This is a genomic window from Paramesorhizobium leguminum (assembly GCF_003217235.1).
GTDB classification, from domain to species: domain Bacteria; phylum Pseudomonadota; class Alphaproteobacteria; order Rhizobiales; family Rhizobiaceae; genus Paramesorhizobium; species Paramesorhizobium leguminum.
The window spans coordinates 23,299-38,656 of record NZ_QJTF01000007.1; the positions used below are offsets into that span (position 1 = coordinate 23,299).

The window sequence follows — 15,358 nt, forward strand, 5'->3', positions numbered from 1 at the left end:
CAGAAGGAACGTTTGATGCAGGAAGAACACAATCTACCCGAGACGAAAAGCGTTGAAATAAAGGCGCTGGGTGGCGCTCATGATGTGGGCGAGGCCTTCGACGAATTCATGTCGGCCTTCGACACGTTCAAGCAGGCCAATGATGAGCGGCTCGACCAGATCGAGAAGCGCATGAGCCCGGATGTGCTGACCGTCGAGAAGGTCGAGCGCATCAACCGCAGCCTTGAGGAGCAGAAGCAGACGCTTGACCAGATGCTTCTGAAACAGGCCCGCCCATCGCTGGGGCGCGGTAGCCCGGCGGTATCGCTGGAACATAAGAATGCCTTCGAGACCTATGTCCGCCGGGGCGATGAACAGGCCATGCGCGGTATCGAAGCCAAGGCGCACTCCTACGGGTCCGGCCCCGATGGCGGCTATCTGGTGCCGGCGGAGCTTGAAACCCAAATCGGCATGCGGCTTGCCCGGCTTTCGCCGATCCGCTCCATCGCCAGCGTCAGGCAGGTTTCGGGCGCGGTGTTGAAAAAGCCGTTCTCGATCAGCGGCCCGGCGGTCGGCTGGGTGGGCGAGAAGGACGCGCGCCCGGAAACCGCGTCCGCTACGCTCGCCGAATTGCAGTTCCCGACGATGGAACTCTACGCCATGCCCGCCGCCACCGCCTCGCTGCTGGACGATGCGGCTGTCGATGTGGAGCAATGGATTTCGGCGGAGGTAGAGACGGCCTTCGCCGAACAGGAAGGCGCGGCCTTCATCACTGGCGATGGCGCCAACAAGCCGCGCGGGCTTTTGAATTATTCCACCGTTGCGGAAGCAGAATGGCAATGGGGCCGGCTGGGCTATATCGCCACCGGCGTTGCGGGAGCGCTCCCTGCGACCGATGCCTCCGACGTGCTGATCGACCTCGTCTATTCGCTGAAATCCGGCTATCGCCAGAATGCGAACTGGGTGATGAACCGCAAGACGCAAAGCACCTTGCGCAAATTGAAGGACCGGGATGGCAACTATCTCTGGCAGCCGCCGGCGGCAGTGGGCGCGAAGGCGTCGCTGATGGGCTTCGGCCTGGTCGAGGCCGAGGACATGCCGGATATCGCAGCGGATGCAACCGCCATCGCCTTCGGTGATTTCGCCCGGGGCTATCTGGTGGTCGACCGCACCGGCGTCCGCGTCCTGCGCGATCCCTATTCCGCTAAGCCCTATGTGCTGTTTTATACGACCAAGCGCGTCGGCGGCGGCGTGCAGGATTTCGACGCGATCAAGCTGTTGAAGTTTGGGGCTTGAGGCAGATTGCTTGAATAGTTGAGCCACACCCCCCTCTGCCCTGCCGGGCATCTCCCCCTCAAGGGGGGAGATTGGCTGACATGACCTCCGGCATTCATGCTGCAACGTTCGAGATTCGTGCAGAACGACCATGAAGGCGTAATCTCCCCCCTTGAGGGGGAGATGGCTGGCAAGCCAGAGGGGGGTATGCCTGGAACCAGCGTTTCCACCTTCACTCAAGGACCTCCCCCATGACCATGCATCTCATCACGCCGCCGGCGGTGGAGCCGGTGACGCTCGCCGACGCGCGCGCTTTCCTGAAAATTTCCTCGACAAGCGAGGATGCGCTTCTGAGCCAGCTCATCCGCACCGCGCGCGAGGTGGTGGAAGCCCAGACGGGGCTGGCGCTGATCAACCAGACCTGGCGCCTTCATCTCGACCGCTGGCCGCGTTCAGGCCGCGTCGCGCTTTTCCGTTATCCCGTGCGGGAGGTTGTCGAAGTCACGGCCTATGCGCCGGACGGAACGCCGGTGATTATCGGCGCGAACGAGCGGCACCTGCATCAGGGCTCACGCCCGCAACGGCTCTACCTCAGCCAGCGCTCGGGCTCGCCCTCGCTCGGCGGGCTGGAAATCGATTTCATCGCGGGCTTCGGCGAAACCGGCGCGGATGTGCCGGATGCGTTGAAACACGCTATCCTGACACTAACCGCCCATTTCTATGAATTCCGCGGCGCGTTCGACGGCGAGGCGCAACCGGTTTCGTTTCCCCCGGCCTTCGACCGGCTGGTGGAAATCTGGCGCAGGGTCTCGCTGTGAATACGGTCTTCATCGACGCCGGGCGGTTTTCGAGCGAACTGGCGCTCGAACAGCTCCAGCCCGTTCCCGACGGCATCGGCGGCTTTACGGAGAACTGGATTGAGGTCGCCACGCTCTGGGGCCGCATCGAGCCGGTATCTGATGCGGCACGCTATTTTGGAGGGCAACCGCTGGAAGAAATTACCCACCGCATCACGCTACGATCTCGCGATGACATGACAAGCGGAATGCGCCTGCGAAAGGGGACGCGGTGTTTCATGGTCCTGAGCGTTCATGATCCTGATGAAAGCGGACGCTATTGTCTGTGCCGGGTCCGGGAGGAAGGGCGATGAAACTCTCCATGCGCCTCACCATGGACGGCCTGATCCGAAGCTTGCGCTGGCGCGGGATCGAACAGCGGGAAAAAATGTTGCAACCCATAAGCAAGAAAGATGAGCCAGATGACGAGCGCCGCCATGGAATTGCAGAAGGCGGTCTATCTCGCCCTTTGCGATGACGCCGCATTGCGGGCCCGGCTCGGCGGACCGAAAATCTATGACCATATATCCGCGATCGCCCCCTTTCCTTATGTCACCTTCGGCCAGACGACGGTCTATGACTGGAGCACCGGCAGCGAAATCGGCGACGAGCATCTTTTCACCATCCATGTCTGGTCACGCACGGGCGGCAGGAAACAGGTTCTTGATATCATGGACCTGATCGCAGCCCGCATGGCGCAAGCCATTCCGACTCTCGACGGGCACCGTCTCGTCAACCTGGCACTGCAATATTCGCAAGCCCGCAATGATGATGAGCGCGACGGGTATCATGGCCTGTTGCGGTATCGCGCGGTGACCGAGGCGGTTTAGAGTTTTTTGAATGGAAACGTTGGTGGGGCAATACCCCCCTCTGTCCTGCCGGACATCTCCCCCTCAAGGGGGGAGATTGGCCTTCACCAATGACCGCACTTTATTTTGCAAGGCTGACGATTGGCGAAACCGGACCTCCCAGCCAATCTCCCCCCTTGAGGGGGAGATGTCCGGCAGGACAGAGGGGGGTGTGCCTGGCGATCTCATCAAAACAGTACCACCCCACCACAGGAGAAAACCCATGGCCGCCCAGAGAGGCAAGGACATATTGCTTAAACTCGCCCGCGCTGGCGGGGGATATGAAACCTGCGCGGGCCTACGCGCAAAGCGCATCGCCTTCAATGCCGAAACGGTCGATGTGACCGATGCCGACGCTGCGGGCCGGTGGCGGCAGCTTTTGAGTGGCGCCGGTGTGCAGCGGGCCTCGATCACCGGCTCCGGTATTTTCAAGGATGCCGCGTCCGACGCGCTCACCCGCGCCGCCTTCTTCAACGGCGAAATTCTCGCCTGGCGCGTCATCCTGCCCGATTTCGGCACGCTGGATGGCCAGTTCCAGATCACCGCGCTTGAATATGGCGGTAATCACGATGCGGAAGTCACCTTCGAGATCGCGCTGGAATCGGCGGGCGTCATCACCTTTGGAGAGATCGTATGATGGTGAACCGGCATCGCGGTGAAGTGGCGGCCATTCTCGATGGCCGCGAATGGGCACTCTGTCTCACGCTGGGCGCGCTTGCCGAGCTGGAGGCTGCCTTCGAGGCCGAGGATTTGACAGCCCTCATAGCGCGCTTTTCCTCCGGCCGCCTTTCGGCTCGCGACATGCTTCGCATTATCGCGGCGGGGCTGCGTGGCGGCGGCCATACTCTCACGGAGCAGGACGTGGCGGAAATGCGAGCCGATGGCGGCGCGGCGGGTTTTGCCCGCATCGTCAGCGAGCTGCTGACGGCGACATTTGGAGCGGCCCCCGAACGGATAAGCGAATCTTCGCCAAACCCTTAGACGCCGCAGTTGATCCTTTCCCTTGGGGGCCGGTGATGCACGCCGGGCTAGGACATCTGCGGCTAACACCCCAATCCTTCTGGTCCATGACGCCGCGTGAGCTTGCGGCGGCGCTGGGGCTTTCCACACGCGCCGCGAACGCGCCGTCGCGCCAGACGTTCGACGCCCTCTGCCAGGCATTTCCAGACAGGTAACACCATGGCCCAGAATGAAAATGTGACCGTCTCGATTGACGCCGATACCAGCGCCTTCGATCGGACGCTTGACGAACTGCAGAAGAAATCCGATCGCTTCGGCTCCAGCCTGACGGCGGCGCTGAAGGGCGCGGCGGTCAGCGGTCGCGGTTTGGACGATGTGCTGCGCGGCCTTGCGACCAATCTTGCCGGTCTTGCTTTGGATGCAGGCATGAAGCCCTTGCAAGGGCTTCTTTCATCGCTCTTTTCCGGCTTCCTGGGCGGCATCGGCGGAGGCGTGACACCCTTCGCCAAGGGCGGCGTGGTCTCGAGCCCCACCTATTTCGGTTTGGGCGGCGGCGGGTTGGGCTTGACCGGCGAGGCGGGGGCGGAAGCGATCCTGCCACTTGCCCGCGGCGCGGATGGCCGCCTGGGCGTGGCTATGGGTGGCGGCGGCGCGAAATCGACGCAGGTCATCTTCAATGTTTCAACGCCCGACGCAGCCTCCTTCCGCAAGTCGGAGGCTCAGGTTTCCAGTATGCTGGCGAGGGCGGCCAGGCGTGGCTCGAGGAGCTTATAATCCATGGCCGAAATCGCCTCCTTCCACGATGTCCGCTTTCCGTTGGGCGTCTCGTTCGGCGCGACAGCGGGGCCGGAATGGCGCAATGAGATCGTCACGCTCACCTCCGGCCATGAGAAGCGCAATGCGCGCTGGGCGCAGTCCCGTCGCCATTTCGATGCGGGAACAGGGCTGCGTTCGCTTGATGACCTGAAGCAGGTCCTTGCCTTCTTCGAGGCGCGGCGCGGCTCGCTTTATGCCTTCCGGTTCCGTGATCCGTTCGATCATGTGGCGAAGGATGAGCGGATAGGCACGGGCGATGGCAGGACCGCGATTTATCCGCTGGTCAAGCGCTACGGCGATGGAGCGGACGCTTATGTTCGCCCCATCGGCAAACCGGTCGCGGGCTCGGTGAAGATAGCCGTCGGCGGGGTTGAGATGGTGGAAGGCGAGGCGTTCACCGTCGATGGCCTCACCGGCATCGTCACCTTCGCAGCCGACACCATTCCGCTCGCAGATAAGCCGGTCACCGCCGGCTTCGTCTTCGATGTCGCGGCGCGGTTCGATACCGACCGCCTCACCGCCAGCATCGCCACGTTCCAGGCAGGCGAAATCCCTTCAATTCCAATCATCGAGGTGAAGGCATGATCCCCATTCCGCAAGCGCTTGAATCACATTTGCGCGGAACTGTGACAACACATTGTTTTGCCTGGATTATCCGCCGGGAGGATGGCGTCGCGCTGGGCTTCACCGATCATGATACGCCACTTGAGCTGTCAGGCATCGTGTGCGAGCCGCAGACAGGCATGAGCGGCAGCGAGGCGAGCATGGCCTTGGGCCTTTCCGTCGACAGTGCCTGGTTGAAGGCGCGCTGTCCTCGGTTGCCATCGACCGGGCCGATATCGAGCGCGGCCTTTACGATGGCGCGACGGTGGAGACATGGCTCGTCAACTGGTCCGCATCGCAGGAGTACGTTCTGCTGCGCCGATCGACGGTCGGCAAGATCACCTATGCGCAAGGCAAATTCACCGCCGAACTGAAAAGCAGCGCCGCAACCCTGGACAAGATCCATGGCCGCCGCGTCATGCGCAATTGCGATGCGGAAGTGGGCGACCAGCGCTGCGGCGTGAATGCAAGCGACCCGCGCTATGCCGCGATGGGGACGGCAATCGAAGTCGGGGACGCAACCTTTATGGCCTCCGGGCTCGGTAGCTTTCAATCCGGCTGGTTTGCCAATGGGCGCCTGAACTGGGTCGGCGGGACAAATGCGGGAAAGACGGCGGTCGTGGTCAGCCATGTTCTCATTGGAGGCACGGTCCGCATTGGCCTGCGCGATATCCCGGATGCCTCCATGGCTGTGGGCGACACATTCCGCGTCATCGCTGGTTGCGACAAGAGCTTTGCGCAATGCAAGGCGAAATTCGGCAATGGTCTCAATTATCGCGGCTTCCCGCATTTGCCCGGCAACGATGCGGCTTATGCCTACGCCGGCGCGAATGATGAGTTCGATGGAGGAGCGCTGGTGCCATGAGCAGGACAATTTCAAAAGTCGTGGAATGCCCCTCATCCCCTGCCGGACCTTCTCCCCGCACGCGGGGAGAAGGAAGAGGCGGCGACGTCGATGTCCCCCTCTCCCCGTTTTTACGGGGAGAGGGTAAGGGTGAGGGGCAAACCGCATCCGCTGTCCTGCAGGAGGCGGAAAACTGGATCGGCACGCCCTATCGCCACGGCGCATCAGCGAAAGGCGTCGGCTGCGATTGCCTGGGCCTCGTGCGCGGCATCTGGCGCGCGCTCTATGGCATGGAGCCGGAGCAATCAGGAGTTTATGCGCCGGACTGGGCGGAAGCGGGCGGCGGCGATCCGCTGCTCGAGGCGGCGCGGCGGCATATGGCGGAAAAGGCCGTCGAGGCGATGCAGCCGGGCGATCTGCTGGTGTTTCGCTGGCGCCCCTTCGTCGCGGCCAAACATCTGGGCATCCTCGCGCCCGACAACCGCTTCATCCACGCCTATGAGGGCCATCGCGTGACTGCGTCGGCGCTGGTGCCGCAGTGGAGGAGACGGATTGCGGGTGTTTTTGGGTTTCCTGTAGCGCGCTTCCTCTCACCCCCCTCTGCCCTGCCGGGCATCTCCCCCTCAAGGGGGGAGATTGGCTGACATTACTAACAGCACCCACTCTGCAACCTTGGCGATTGGTGTCTATCGTCGATGAAGGCCAATCTCCCCCCTTGAGGGGGAGATGCCCGGCAGGGCAGAGGGGGGTGCCATCAGAAAAAGGCGCAATCCATGGCCACACTCGTTCTCCAAGCCGCCGGTGCTTATCTCGGTGGCTTTCTCGGCTCGCTTGGCGGCACGATTGGCGCGGCGGCGGGGGCGCTGGGCGGATATCTCATTGATAACGCGCTCATCAATTCGACGCGCCATACCGAAGGCCCGCGTCTGGCTGGCGCGAAGCCGACGACGGCGGAGGAGGGTGCGGCGCTGCCGTTCGTTTACGGCACGGCGCGCCTTTCCGGCACGCTGATCTGGGCCACGCGCTTCGAGGAAACCTCGAAGACCACGCGTCAGGGCGGCAAGGGCGGCGGGGCGAAGAACACGGAATACAGCTATTTCGCCAATGCGGCCTATGCGGTGGCGGAAGGCGAGATCGCGGGCATTCGCCGCATATGGATGGACGGCAAGGAACTCGACCAGACCACGGTCGAAATGCGCGTCCATCGCGGCACGGAAGGCCAGCAGCCCGACCCGCTGATCGAGGCGAAGCAGGGCGACGGCAACGCGCCCGCCTATCGCGGCACCGCCTATGTTGTCTTCGAGCGGCTGCCGATCGACGATTATGGCCGCCGCCTGCCGCAAATCCAGTTCGAGGTGATGCGCCCGGTGGGGTCGCTGATGAAAAGTATCACCGCCGTCGCGCTCATTCCGGGCTCGACCGAGTTCGGCCTGTCACCCGGGATCGTGACGGACGAGCCGAAGCCGGGTGAGACGCGGGCGATCAACCGAAATGCATTACGTGGCCACAGTGACTGGAACGCATCGATGGATGAGCTACAGGCGCTTTGCCCGAATCTCACGCATGTGGCGCTGGTCGTGCCATGGTTCGGCGACGATCTGCGCGCGGGCCAATGCCGCATCCGTCCGGGGGTGGTGGAGCGAACTGCCCGCAAGCCCAGCCGGACATGGAAAGTGGACGGATTGGTGAGAGCCACGGCGCATCTCGTTTCGCGCAATGCGCAAGGCGCGGCGGCCTATGGCGGCACGCCGTCCGATGACAGCGTCATCGCCGCAATCCGCGACGCGAAAGCGCGTGGATTGCGCGTCACCTTCTATCCTTTCATCATGATGGATATTCCCGCCGGCAACAGCCTGCCGTCGCCTTATGGCGGGGCAAGCCAGCCGGCCTATCCGTGGCGCGGCCGTATTACATGTTATCCGCTAAGCGCCGACCGAACGGCGACCGCAGCCAGCCAGATAGCCGCCTTTCTGAACGGCGAATGGGGCTATCGCCGGTTCGTCCGCCATTGCACCGATCTGGCGGTGCAGGCGGGCGGCGTCGATGCATTCATCCTCGGCTCGGAAATGCGCGGGCTGACGACATTGCGAGACGCGGCGAACGGTTTCCCCTTCGTGGCGGGTCTCGCGGCGCTCACCACTGAGATACGCGTCAAGCTCGGCTCAACTTGCAAGTTGACCTATGCCGCCGACTGGTCGGAATATTTCGGCCATCATCCACAGGATGGCAGCGGCGACGTTTACTTCCATCTCGATCCGCTCTGGGCGCATCCGGCGATGAATGCCGTCGGCATCGACAATTATATGCCGCTATCGGACTGGCGCGACGAGGATGACAGGCGCTTTGGGCCGGACAGGATCGGCGGCGCATATGATCATGACGGCCTTGTCGCCGGTATCGCCGGCGGCGAGGGGTTCGACTGGTATTATGCCAGCGAGGCCGACCGCCGCAACCGCGTCCGCTCGCCCATAACCGACGGGCAAGGCAAGCCATGGGTCTTCCGCTACAAGGATTTGAAAAGCTGGTGGGAAAATCCGCACTATAACCGGGTGGGCGGCGCGGAGAACGCGACGCCAACCGCATGGCAGCCCAGGTCCAAGCCTTTCTGGTTCACCGAACTCGGTTGCCCCGCCGTCGACAAAGGCCCGAACCAGCCGAACGTTTTCCCTGACCCGAAATCCTCCGAAAACGCGGTTCCTTATTTTTCAGACGGCTCGCGATCCGATCTGGCGCAGAGCCGCTTCCTTGGCGCGCATCTCGATTACTGGAACCGGGCGGAAAATGCCGGGATGCTTGACGCGGCCCGCATCTATCTCTGGGCTTGGGACATGCGGCCTTTCCCGGAATTCCCGCTCAATCGCGCCCTCTGGGGCGATGCCGACAATTGGCGTCTCGGCCACTGGCTGAACGGCCGTTTGAGCGGCGTAACGCTCGGTGACCTGATAGAAGCTGTCTTTCGGGATTTTGGCCTCCCGGCGCCGGATACGTCCACCGCCGATGGCACCCTCTCCGGCTTCGTCATCGGCGAGCCATCATCGGCGCGTTCGGTGCTTGAGCCTTTGCTCGACCTCTTCGGCGTTCAGGCGTTCGAGGAGCAAGGCCGGTTCGTCTTCCGCAGCGCCAGCCGGGTATCCGAGCCGCGCTTGATCCAGGAAGTGGTCATGCCGGATGAGGGCGATCCGGCGACATCCATTCTCGAAGACCGCAACGATCTGCCGGGCGCGGTGGAGATATTTTTCAGCGATCCACTGCGCGATTACCAGACCGGCAGCGCAATCGCTGTGCGAAGCGAGGGCAACGGGCAGGGCACCGAGACGCTGACGCTGGCGGGCATGATGGAGGCGGGGCAGGCCAGGGCGCTGGCGGAAAACTGGCTGAAACGGCGCTGGGCCGCGCGGCGCACGACAAGCCTTGGCATACCGTGGCAGTATGCGGATCTGACGGTCGGCGACCGGATAAGCCTCACCGGCGATGCCGGGATAAGGGAGTTCGTCGTGACCTCGCTGGAGGATGGCGCAGCGCGCGCTATCCAGGCCGTCGCTATTGCTCCCCATGTGCGCTCGCCTGATACCGGCGTATTGCCGGCGCAGCCGCCGGGCAATTCAGCCGCCAATGAGGGAAAGCCGCTTTTTCATCTCATCGATCTGCCCGCATGGCCGGGCGCGGAGGAGGCGACCGGCCAGTTTCGTCTCGCGGCCTATGCCAAGCCTTGGCGCGGCGTCAGCGCCTATGCCTCGCCGCAGGCGGATGGCTTTGTCTTAAGGGCGCTCGCGGGAAAGCGTGCAATTGTCGGAGAACTGATTTCCCCCTTGCCGCCGGCGGCCGGCAGCGGCCGGTTTATCCGGGCGCATCCGGTCGATGTAATGCTCTATTCCGGCGAGCTGAGTTCGCAGCCGATGGAGCAGCTTTTCAACGGCGCGAATACCGGTCTCATTCAGACACCGAATGGCCGCTGGGAGATTTTCCAGTTTCTCGATGCGGTGGAAACGGCGGAAGACCAATGGCGGCTGACCTCCCTGTTGCGCGGGCAGCTTGGCACGGAGGAAGAGGCTTCGGTCCTGAAACCGGCCGGCACGCCGTTCGTCCTGCTGGGCGAGGCCGTCGCTTCCGCCGGCTTGCAGGCTTCTGAAATTGGACTGGCGCTCAACTGGCGCATCGGCACAGCGGGCCGCGATTTCTCGGATGCATATTTCGATACGGTCGAAGCCACCGGCGGCCTTCGCGCGCTTCAAGCCTTGAGCCCTGTTCATCTGGCCGCGAGACGATTGGCGAATGGAGACCTCGCCGCAAGCTGGATCAGGCGCAGCCGGATTGATGCCGATAGCTGGCTTGGTTCCGATATTCCGCTGGGCGAGGAGCAGGAGCTTTACCGGGTCGAGGTTTGGCGGGGCAGTTCGCTGTTGCGTACGGTTGAAGTCCGTGAGCCGCGCTGGACTTACGCGGAAGCGGACCGGATCGCCGATCTGGGCGGTTCAGCCCAAGCATTCGAACTGGCGGTGACGATGGTCAGCGCCAGAACCGGGCCGGGCCGGTATGGCCGGATTGAGGTGAGACTATAACCCAACCAACGAAAGGTAAAATCCATGAATGCGATAAAACCCTGGTATCTCTCCAAGACCATCTGGGCTTCCGCCGTGACGCTTGGCGTCTCGGTCGCCGGAATGCTCGGCTTTTCCGCGGATGCGTTCGATGAGCAGTCGCTCGTTGAAACGATCATGCAACTTGTCACCGCCTTGTCCGGCCTGATCGCGATCTTCGGGCGCCTCAATGCTGAAACGCGCATTTCTTAAGCAATTGTTAATGGTTTGAATTAACGATATGTAACAATATGTAAGAGAAGACCCCGGTGATGGTCTCCGGGGTCTTTACCGTTCATTCATTGTTCAGCTAGAAAGCGCTATAGAAGGCGCCATGATGAAACATCTTTCCGCACCGAAACTGATCGCTGCCCTGATCGTTATTGCCGGTACCGCCGCGGCCTCTTCGGCTGCCTTGGCGGCAGCGTTGCCGTTGACGTCTCCCCAGAAGGGAGCGCTGCTTGTGAAAGTGGCCGGTGATTGTGTCGCAATTGGGCAGCGGGTCGCAGGCGAGCAGGGCGGAACCCTCACCAAGGCCACGCCCGCCGTACAGAACGGGCGGAATGTTTGCGTCGTCGTGGTGCTGGTGCCGGGCCGGGATGGCGAACGCCCGCGCCGTGTCGAAGTCGCGGTTCCCTCCAACTGACCGGTTGCGGAATTCAGTAAAGGGAACAGCGCCATGCGTATCCTCATCGTCGAGGACGACAAGGATCTCAACAGACAGCTTTCCGAAGCCCTGGCCGAAGCGGGCTATGTGGTGGACCGCGCCTTTGACGGCGTAGAGGGGCATTTCCTGGGAGACAGCGAGCCTTATGATGCGGTCATCCTCGATATCGGCCTGCCGCAGATGGATGGCATCAGCGTCCTGGAGCGCTGGCGCCGCGATGGGCGCATCATGCCGGTCCTGATGCTGACCGCGCGCGACCGCTGGAGCGACAAGGTCGCGGGCATCGATGCGGGCGCGGATGATTATGTAGCCAAGCCGTTTCATATCGAGGAAGTGCTGGCCCGGTTGCGGGCGCTCATCCGCCGCGCGGCGGGCCATGCATCGTCGGAACTGACCTGCGGCCCGCTGCGGCTCGATACGAAATCATCCAAGGCGAACGTCGATGGCGTGCCGCTTAAGCTCACCTCGCACGAGTTCCGCCTGCTTTCCTACCTCATGCACCATATGGATGAGGTGGTATCCCGGAGCGAATTGGTGGAGCATCTCTACGATCAGGATTTCGACCGAGATTCGAACACGATCGAGGTTTTCGTCGGGCGCTTGCGCAAGAAAATGGGCATCGACCTGATCGAAACCGTGCGTGGCATGGGCTATCGCATCAAGCGGGATGCCAAAACTTAAACAAGGACGCGCCGCATTGACCGTGTTCCGCTTCATTCCGACCCCGCGCTCCCTTGCGCTTCGCGTCGTTACCTTATCGACGATCTGGGTTATCGTCGGGCTCATGGTCGTCGCCACGGTCATCTCCACGCTCTATCGCGAGGCGAGCGAGCATAGTTTCCAGCGCCTGCTCTCGGCCCATCTGTTCAGTCTCGTCGGCGCGGTCAGCGTTTCGCCGGAGGGAGAGTTGCAAGGGCGGCCGGAACTGGGCGAGATCCGCTATTCCAGCCCGCTTTCCGGCTGGTACTGGTCGGTGGAGCCCGTCACCAGCAATTTGAAGGGCAGTCTCGAATCGCTGTCACTTGCCGGACATACCGTTCCGCAGGTGCCGCTCTCCAAGGTCCCTTTCGACCAATCCTTCACCCGGACTTATAACGAGAAGGGACTCAAGGGCGAGGAGCTTTCGGTCGTGGAGACGGAAGTTGTGCTGGACGCCGCCAACCGCGTGGCGCGCTTCCGCGTGATGGGAAATTTGAGCGAGGTGAAGAAGGAAATCCGCGAATTCCGCAATACGCTCTATACGTATCTCGGCATTTTCGGCCTGGGCAGCATTCTGATCAATGCCGCCATCATCCTGTTCGGCCTGCGTCCGCTCGACAAGGTGCGCGCCTCGCTGGCCGATATCCGCGAAGGCCGCTCCACGCGCCTCGATGGCGACCTTCCGACGGAAATCGCGCCGCTTTCGCACGAGATGAATGCTCTCATAGAAAACAACCGCCGTATCGTCGAGCGCTCGCGCACCCAGGTGGGTAATCTCGCTCATTCGCTAAAGACGCCGCTTTCCGTGCTCGTCAATGAAGGGCGCAGCATCGGCGGCGAGCAGGGCCGGGTGGTGGTGGAACAGAGCGAGGCGATGCAGGTCCAGGTGCAGCATTATCTGCAGCGCGCGCGCATCGCGGCCCAGCGCGGCAGCGTGGTTTTCCGCACACCTGTCTTGCCGGTTCTGGAACGGATGATCCGCGTGACCGCGAAACTCAACCCAGCTTACCGGATCGATTTCGACAACAATCTTCCAAATGCGATTTTCGCCGGCGAGCGCGAGGATTTTGAGGAAATCGTCGGCAATTTGATGGAGAATGCCGCGAAATGGGGACGTTCGATCATAAAAGTCAGCCTTTCACCGGCAAGCTTCGAGGGAAAGGGAGATATGGCCCCCCATGCGGGCTTCGAGATCGCGATAGAGGACAACGGTCCCGGACTTGAGCCGGAGAAGATCAATGAGGCGCTGAGGCGCGGCCACCGCCTTGATGAAACCAAGCCCGGCACGGGCCTTGGCCTGTCCATCGTTCAGGATACGGTGCGTGAATATGGGGGTACGCTGAAATTGGAACAATCGCCGCTGGGCGGTCTTGCCGCACGAATCATTCTGCCTCTTGTTGAAAATTGATCGCCATCCCATTTGCGCCTATGATCGCTTGACATAAACCTGCAGCGTGATCCCGGAAAGTTGGCTAGCTTTTCGGACAAGATCACGCGGCTATAGACCAACATTCGCTTATTCATTGTCTATGAATTGGATCACCATGAAGCTCGCTGTCGCCTCCGCTCTCTCCCTCTCCCTGATCGGCCTGTCCGCCTGCGGCACGGCGTCCGGCCCGCGTCCGTCTCTCATTCCGGGCATCTCGTCACCTTCCGCTACCGCGTCGAGCAGTTCGGACGTCTTGGGTGCGCTGGGCAATGGGCTCATCGGCACATCCGTGAGCCGTCTCGACAAGGCCGACCGCAAAAAGGCGCTGGAGGCGGAATATAAGGCGCTCGAATACGCGCGCGCCGGTGATGCCAGCAGCTGGAAGGGAGATGGGGCATCGGGTGAGGTGGTGGCGGCGCAGCCCTATCAGGTAGGCTCGCAGAACTGCCGGCAATATACGCACAGCTTCACCATCGACGGCGCACCGCAAACGGTGCGCGGAACTGCGTGTCGCAATCCGGACGGCAGCTGGACGCCGCTGACCTGAGCGAATTTGCGGCGAATTGCCCTATCCACCGCATGAATGAACGTTCCAGTTGGATTCGCCGCATCGGGCGGCTATGTCTGCCGCCATGGGATTTTGGCTGATCGCTGCATTTCTGACGCTTGCCGCAACGCTTGCCGTCCTCCTGCCGCTGACGCGGGTGAGGGCGGGAGGTGTTGCAGAAGCGCGATACGATCTTGAAGTCTATCGCGACCAGATGCGCGAGGTGGACGCGGACTCCGCTCGCGGCCTGATCGATCCGCAAAGCGCGGGTGAGGCGCGCGCCGAGATAGGCCGCCGCATATTGCGCGTAGGAACGACGGAGCAGTCTGGCCAAAGCGCGTCCCATGGGCGAGGCGCGCGCTGGGTCACCCTCTTGGCAGTTCTCTTCGTTCCGCTGATTTCATGGGGCGTTTATGGCTTGACGGGTTCACCCGACCTTCCCTCCGCGCCGTTGGCGGGCCGCGTGGCGGAAAAGCCAGCCGGGGATTCGGTCGGCGACCTGATCGCGCGGGCGGAAGCGCATCTTGCGCAAAATCCAAATGACGGCCGGGGATGGGATATTCTCGCGCCGGTCTATTTCCGCCTCGGCCGGTTCGAGCACGCGGTCAATGCCTACAGAAACGCCATCCGCCTGCAAGGCGAAACGCCGGAGCGGGCGCTAGGCTTGAAGAAGGCATTGGAGGCGAAGCCATGAGCCGCAAACAGAAACGCCTTGCCGTGATCGGCGGTGCGCTGGGGGTTCTGGGGCTTGCGGTGGCGCTGATGCTCATCGCTTTCAGCCAGGACATCCGCTATTTTCGCACACCTGCCGATCTGACCGCCGAAGATATGGCATCCGGTGCGCGGTTCCGTCTGGGCGGTCTGGTGGAAAAGGGGACGGTGGTTCGTGGCGCTGGCACGCGGATAGAGTTCGCGGTCACCGACACGATCAAAAGCGTGAAAGTCATCTATGATGGCATTTTGCCCGATCTGTTTCGTGAGGAGCAGGGCGTGGTCACGGAAGGGAAGTTCAATCCGGACGGAACCTTTGTCGCCGATAGTGTGCTCGCCAAGCATGACGAGCGGTATATGCCGAAGGATGTTGCGGATAGTCTGAAGGCAAAGGGCGTTTGGCAGGGGAATTAGAAATCTATGGAGATGCTGGCTCTAGGTACCCCCCTCTGTCCTGCCGGACATCTCCCCCTCAAGGGGGGAGATTACGCCTTCATTGACGTTCGGCACCAATCACAAACATTGCAAGATAAAGGGAGAGAGATGTGTCAGCTAATCTCCCCCCTT

The 15,358-nt window shown here is 62.1% G+C and carries 17 protein-coding genes and 2 pseudogenes; all 19 read left to right on the top strand.

What is annotated here, in order from left to right; translation table 11 throughout:
- Positions 1-15: 15 nt before the first annotated feature.
- The 19 genes and pseudogenes from C7477_RS07540 to ccmE all read left to right on the top strand — a co-directional run bounded on the left by C7477_RS07540 (position 16) and on the right by ccmE (position 15,205).
- Positions 16-1,275, top strand: a complete 1,260-nt coding sequence (locus C7477_RS07540) for a phage major capsid protein (protein ID WP_110750708.1) — start codon at positions 16-18, stop codon at positions 1,273-1,275.
- Between the two features lie 230 nt (positions 1,276-1,505).
- Positions 1,506-2,072 (top strand): head-tail connector protein, encoded by a 567-nt coding sequence (locus tag C7477_RS07550; RefSeq protein ID WP_110750710.1) that lies wholly within the window; start codon positions 1,506-1,508, stop codon positions 2,070-2,072.
- The gene (locus tag C7477_RS07555) at positions 2,069-2,404 is read left to right on the top strand and encodes a phage head closure protein (RefSeq protein WP_110750712.1); all 336 of its coding nucleotides are present in this window, start codon (positions 2,069-2,071) and stop codon (positions 2,402-2,404) included. Before C7477_RS07550 ends, C7477_RS07555 begins: the two co-directional genes overlap by 4 nt.
- 99 nt (positions 2,405-2,503) lie before the next feature.
- Positions 2,504-2,920 (top strand): DUF3168 domain-containing protein, encoded by a 417-nt coding sequence (locus C7477_RS07560; RefSeq protein ID WP_245411758.1) that lies wholly within the window; start codon positions 2,504-2,506, stop codon positions 2,918-2,920.
- Between the two features lie 241 nt (positions 2,921-3,161).
- Positions 3,162-3,575 carry a phage major tail protein, TP901-1 family gene (locus tag C7477_RS07570; RefSeq protein WP_110750715.1) on the top strand — a complete coding sequence of 138 codons (414 nt, stop codon included), beginning with the start codon at positions 3,162-3,164 and terminating at the stop codon, positions 3,573-3,575.
- Positions 3,572-3,919, top strand: coding sequence for a gene transfer agent family protein (locus tag C7477_RS19175; RefSeq protein WP_245411759.1), 348 nt, complete (start codon positions 3,572-3,574; stop codon positions 3,917-3,919). The genes C7477_RS07570 and C7477_RS19175 overlap by 4 nt, the downstream gene beginning before the upstream one ends.
- Before the next feature lie 35 nt (positions 3,920-3,954).
- The gene (locus C7477_RS19180; protein WP_245411760.1) at positions 3,955-4,113 is read left to right on the top strand and encodes a rcc01693 family protein; all 159 of its coding nucleotides are present in this window, start codon (positions 3,955-3,957) and stop codon (positions 4,111-4,113) included.
- A 4-nt stretch (positions 4,114-4,117) separates the two neighbouring features.
- Positions 4,118-4,672, top strand: a complete 555-nt coding sequence (locus C7477_RS07580) for a phage tail tape measure protein (protein WP_110750719.1) — start codon at positions 4,118-4,120, stop codon at positions 4,670-4,672.
- Between the two features lie 3 nt (positions 4,673-4,675).
- Positions 4,676-5,299, top strand: a complete 624-nt coding sequence (locus C7477_RS07585; RefSeq protein WP_110750721.1) for a DUF2460 domain-containing protein — start codon at positions 4,676-4,678, stop codon at positions 5,297-5,299.
- Positions 5,296-6,182: pseudogene (locus C7477_RS07590) on the top strand (DUF2163 domain-containing protein). Before C7477_RS07585 ends, C7477_RS07590 begins: the two are co-directional and overlap by 4 nt.
- A gap of 155 nt (positions 6,183-6,337) precedes the next feature.
- Positions 6,338-6,805: an NlpC/P60 family protein gene (locus tag C7477_RS07595; protein WP_245411769.1), complete on the top strand. Its 468-nt coding sequence runs from the start codon at positions 6,338-6,340 to the stop codon at positions 6,803-6,805.
- Positions 6,806-6,934: 129 nt separating this feature from the next.
- Positions 6,935-10,720, top strand: a complete 3,786-nt coding sequence (locus C7477_RS07600; protein ID WP_110750725.1) for a baseplate multidomain protein megatron — start codon at positions 6,935-6,937, stop codon at positions 10,718-10,720.
- Between the two features lie 24 nt (positions 10,721-10,744).
- Positions 10,745-10,951: a hypothetical protein gene (locus tag C7477_RS07605; protein WP_110750727.1), complete on the top strand. Its 207-nt coding sequence runs from the start codon at positions 10,745-10,747 to the stop codon at positions 10,949-10,951.
- A gap of 124 nt (positions 10,952-11,075) precedes the next feature.
- Complete coding sequence (locus C7477_RS07610; protein WP_110751006.1) at positions 11,076-11,384, top strand: hypothetical protein; 309 nt, start codon at positions 11,076-11,078, stop codon at positions 11,382-11,384.
- Between the two features lie 33 nt (positions 11,385-11,417).
- Positions 11,418-12,086 carry a response regulator transcription factor gene (locus tag C7477_RS07615; protein WP_110750729.1) on the top strand — a complete coding sequence of 223 codons (669 nt, stop codon included), beginning with the start codon at positions 11,418-11,420 and terminating at the stop codon, positions 12,084-12,086.
- 103 nt (positions 12,087-12,189) lie between these two features.
- The gene (locus C7477_RS07620) at positions 12,190-13,512 is read left to right on the top strand and encodes an ATP-binding protein (RefSeq protein WP_110751008.1); all 1,323 of its coding nucleotides are present in this window, start codon (positions 12,190-12,192) and stop codon (positions 13,510-13,512) included.
- A gap of 136 nt (positions 13,513-13,648) precedes the next feature.
- Positions 13,649-14,080 carry a hypothetical protein gene (locus tag C7477_RS07625; RefSeq protein WP_181418374.1) on the top strand — a complete coding sequence of 144 codons (432 nt, stop codon included), beginning with the start codon at positions 13,649-13,651 and terminating at the stop codon, positions 14,078-14,080.
- 85 nt (positions 14,081-14,165) lie between these two features.
- A pseudogene (gene ccmI, locus C7477_RS07630) lies at positions 14,166-14,765 on the top strand (c-type cytochrome biogenesis protein CcmI); the annotation flags it as partial.
- 5 nt (positions 14,766-14,770) lie between these two features.
- Positions 14,771-15,205 (top strand): cytochrome c maturation protein CcmE, encoded by a 435-nt coding sequence (ccmE, locus tag C7477_RS07635; RefSeq protein ID WP_110750733.1) that lies wholly within the window; start codon positions 14,771-14,773, stop codon positions 15,203-15,205.
- Positions 15,206-15,358: the final 153 nt, after the last annotated feature.